The organism is Psychromonas sp., from assembly GCF_983033635.1.
The window spans coordinates 5204-9376 of the sequence record NZ_CEZLMY010000137.1; the positions used below are offsets into that span (position 1 = coordinate 5204).

The window sequence follows — 4173 nt, forward strand, 5'->3', positions numbered from 1 at the left end:
CGCGCTGAATTATTAGCAGGATCTTATTCTTTATAAGAATTCATCACCACCACCGCCGCCTAACATAATCTCACCGGCATCGGATAAACGACGCGCAATGGTAAGGATCTCTTTCTGAGCAGCTTCCACTTCACTGATACGAATCGGCCCCATTGCTTCTAGATCATCCTGCAACATTTCGGCAGCACGTTTCGACATATTCTTAAAGATTTTCTCTTTAAGCTGATCATCCGCACCTTTTATTGCCCGTTGTAACTGCTCTCCAGGTACTTCACGCAATAATACTTGCGTGCCACGATCATCAAGATCAATAAGATTGTCAAAGACAAACATAAGATCTTGAATTTGCTGACTCATATCTTCATCAGTTTCACGTAAAGAGTCCATTAACGGACCTTCGATACCTGTATCTAAATAGTTCATAATATCAGCTGCAGCTTTAGTGCCCCCCATTTTCGCAGCTTGTGCACCCGCTTGACCGGCAAACTGTTTCTCCATAATCTCGTTTAATTCTTGCAATGCGGCTGGTTGTACCTCTTCTAAATCAGCAATACGCATCATAAGATCAAGGCGATTTTTTTCCGGGAATTGAGTCAATATTTCAGCTGATTGCTCAGGATCTAAATATGATAAAACAATGGTTTGAATTTGCGGATGCTCATTTTGAATAATTGATGCTACTTGTCGTGCATCCATCCACTTTAATGAATCAAGACCTTTTGAACCACTACCAAGAATTATTTGGTCAACTAAATTGCCCGCTTTATCTTCACCTAGCGCTTCAATTAATGATGCTCTAACAAAGTCTTCACTATCTAAACCGATATTACTGTATTTTTGAATATCTTCGATAAATGCACGATGCACACTTGATACGCGCTCTTGAGAGGAGTCTGCGAGAGCGGCCATCTCCATCCCCAACTTTTGCACCTGTTTAGGCTCTAAATTACGAAATATTTGTGCTGCATCTGCTGGTGTTAAACTCAGCATCAACAGGGCTGATTTTTCGACACCACTTAATTTTTCAATATTAAACCCAGCCGTAGCGACTGCTTTAGTTTCTTTAGTTTCTTTAGTTTCTTTCTTTTTATCATTCATCGGCGGCTAACCACTCTTTAATTACTTGTGCAGATAAACCTGGTTCATTGGCAACTAATGCACGCACGGCTTTAAGTAAATCTTCATCTTTATGTAAATCAGGTAATTTAATCTGTCCGTTGCTAATACCGAACTCAACACCATCATCTTCATCGTTTAACAGTTCTAGATTATCTCCAGCCATTGCACCGATTGCACCACCTAAATCATATTCATCAACTTGCTCGATGGCTTCAGGGTAAAGTAGTTTTTTCATTATTGGGCGAACAATTAACAGTAGCGTTAATAAAATAACCAGCATACTACCACCAAAGCGGACATAACTTTGGAAGATTTCTGTTTTCCAAAACTCCTCTTCAGCTACAGCAGCTAAATCCGGGCGGTTAAAGCTTACAGAGGCAATTTCTAAGAGATCACCACGCTCAGTGTTAATACCTAAACCACCAAGCAATAAACGGCGAATATTAGCAACTTCTTCTTCTGCTCGAGGGGCGTATGAAACCTCACCGGCTGCGTTTGTTGCAGCGATATAATCTAAAGCAACAGAGACAGCCAAACGCTCCACTTTACCTACTTTATGTTTGATATAGGTAACCGTACTATCCACTTCATAATTTCGTGTTGATTCGTTATGAGAAGTTCCATCTGAAGCATCAGAGAATTCTTTGCTATCACGCAACTCCTCCGGAATGGAAGAGTTCGCGGGTGGTTGGTTGGTTAATGCCCCAGGTACAGAGCCAACCACAGAACTAGATGATTTAGTTTCAACCAGCATCTCACTACGAACTGTTTGGTTTGCTGGATTAAAGGTTTTTTTGGTTTCTTCAACAACGGTAAAGTCCATCGCCAAATCAACTTCAGAGGCATAATTTGCAAGTCCTAAAACAGGGATTAAAATCGCATCAATTTTTGCTTTATATTCCTCTTCTCGCTCGCGTTCTAAGGCAAACTCTTTACTTGATTGTGCTGAAAGGCCGCTTTTACTACCTGAATGTAATAAACGTCCACGCTGATCACTAACCGTCACACTATTTGGTGATAAGCCTTGTACCGCAGATGCGACAATATCAACAATTGAGTCCACCTCTTGTGGTGAAAGTGCGTAAGAACGAGCGGTGGTCACAACAACGGTTGCACTGGCTTTACGCTCTTTTCGGGCAAATACACTCTCTTTGGGGATAGCTAATAAGACTTGTGCATTGGTGATGTTTTTCATCTCTTTAATAGCCAATGCCAACTGACGTTCACGGCTTAATTTTAAGCGCTCTTTTTCCACGCGCTGACTAACACCAAAGCCCATATCTTGTAATAAAATATCATCGCCATTATCACTATCATCACTCACTAAACCTGCGCGTGTCATCAGCAGTTTTATTTTTTGATACTGATCGGAAATAACGAGAATAGAATCGCCTTCAAGTTTGTATTGAATTTGTTGTTTATCAAGGAAATCAAGAGTGCTGATTAACTCATCTGTTTGGTAACTACCAAGGGGGCGATAGTCCGCTTCTTTTCCCCACGACCAAATAATCACAACAATTGCCAGCACAATTAACAAACCGATAATCATGCTAATTTGACGTAACACATCAACATTTGAAAAGAATGAAGCTAACGCGCCTTTTTCTGGGTGCGCAAGTGACTCATCGCTATCAAAGTTGCTGTTTTCAATTAACATATCTGCATTGTTATCTAACTCGGCCACTGTTCTTCCCTTTTATCTTCGCTAAAGCGCCTAAACAGGCATGCTCATTACTTCTTTATATGCTTCGACCATTTTATTTCGTATTTGCACTGTTGCGTCAAATGCTAAACTTGATTTGTTCGATGCTATCATGACTTCACCCAAACTAACCTCTTTATCACCCATTTCAAAACGATTCCGTAATTCTGAGGTGTTTTGCTGCAGACCATTTACATTATCTATCGCTTGCTTCAACATTTTTGAAAAATCTGTCTGTGACGGGCTCACAGATTGACTAGAAAGTTCACTATCCAAGCCTTTACTTTTCAGACCTTGCATTTGTAAATCATTAAATAAAGCAGAAGTATTAAGGTTCATAATTTTTATCCATTTATTGACACATAGGTACATAAAAGCAATATTTATGCCATAAAAAAGGGCGCCAATAAATCAGCGCCCTTCTCAATATAGCCAACCCACTTCAAGATTCAGATTCAGATTCAGATTCAGATTCAGATTCAGAGCATCTTGAGGTAGTTTGGGTATAAGTGGTGCAAATAAATAGTTTTTTTACTGTTGGAATTTTTCTAATTCCGCATCCAACTGCTCTTCTGCACGATGCGCTTTAAACTCTGCGTATAAAACATCTTTTTGTTGTGCCGACATTGGTCGCTTCGCTTCATTCACCAAGTTTTCAAAGATATCTTTAGTTGATTCCTGACCAACAACAACTAAAACACATAGGTTATCTTTCTCTGCGATTTTAACGATATCTGTTTTCATCGGGTTAGTACCCGTTAACGTTTGTTGCGTAACTTGCTTAGAAACACTTGAAAACGTTGAACCGGATTCTACGCCAGAAGCTACCTCAACTTTATCTCGATAGCTTTTATCCATTGCACTAACACGTGTTGCAATTCGCTGCGCAAGCGATGTACGCGCATTGGCAACTGCTTGTTGCCTATCTATCGACATATTACCAGAGAATAAAACACACTCGGAAACAGCAATACCATCTTCAACTTGTGGATTTAAAATCCAGCTTGGAATCGCACCAACAGAAGTTTCTTCCTCCGGGGTACCCGAACACCCTGCTAAAAAAGCGAGAGCTGACAGACTTAACGCATTAAATTTAAATGACATTACCTAGTTTCCTTACAGTTTGAGTTTGATAATTATATGTTAATGACCATAGAAATGTACTGTTATTTTAGATAATGGGTCATTTCTTCAGCTGGCATTGGTTTTCCATAATAGTATCCCTGAATATTACAACAACCATTATCAACCAGGAAGTTGACCTGTTCATTGTTTTCCTCCTTTCCTGCAACGCCATTTTGATGGCTTTTTTCAACACTGACAAATATGTATGGAACATATTTGAATGGCTT

5 protein-coding genes are annotated in these 4173 nt (G+C 39.8%); all 5 read right to left on the reverse strand.

Going from position 1 to position 4173, the window contains the following annotated elements:
• Window positions 1-30: 30 nt before the first annotated feature.
• Window positions 31-1098, reverse strand: a complete 1068-nt coding sequence (gene fliG, locus AC4GME_RS14485; protein ID WP_490375515.1) for a flagellar motor switch protein FliG — start codon at window positions 1096-1098, stop codon at window positions 31-33.
• Window positions 1091-2803 carry a flagellar basal-body MS-ring/collar protein FliF gene (gene fliF, locus AC4GME_RS14490; protein ID WP_490375516.1) on the reverse strand — a complete coding sequence of 571 codons (1713 nt, stop codon included), beginning with the start codon at window positions 2801-2803 and terminating at the stop codon, window positions 1091-1093. Before fliF ends, fliG begins: the two co-directional genes overlap by 8 nt.
• Window positions 2804-2833: 30 nt before the next feature.
• Window positions 2834-3160, reverse strand: a complete 327-nt coding sequence (fliE, locus tag AC4GME_RS14495; protein WP_490375517.1) for a flagellar hook-basal body complex protein FliE — start codon at window positions 3158-3160, stop codon at window positions 2834-2836.
• Window positions 3161-3352: 192 nt separating this feature from the next.
• Window positions 3353-3925 (reverse strand): hypothetical protein, encoded by a 573-nt coding sequence (locus AC4GME_RS14500; protein ID WP_490375518.1) that lies wholly within the window; start codon window positions 3923-3925, stop codon window positions 3353-3355.
• 62 nt (window positions 3926-3987) lie between these two features.
• The coding region (locus AC4GME_RS14505) for a hypothetical protein (protein ID WP_490379638.1) at window positions 3988-4173 on the reverse strand (186 nt) is incomplete at its 5' end.

Bases quoted from the DNA above. Each gene is read 5' to 3' on its own strand.
- fliG (WP_490375515.1), bottom strand. From the start codon at position 1,098: ATGAATGATAAAAAGAAAGAAACTAAAGAAACTAAAGAAACTAAAGCA.
- fliE (WP_490375517.1), bottom strand. From the start codon at position 3,160: ATGAACCTTAATACTTCTGCTTTATTTAATGATTTACAAATGCAAGGT.
- AC4GME_RS14500 (WP_490375518.1), bottom strand. From the start codon at position 3,925: ATGTCATTTAAATTTAATGCGTTAAGTCTGTCAGCTCTCGCTTTTTTA.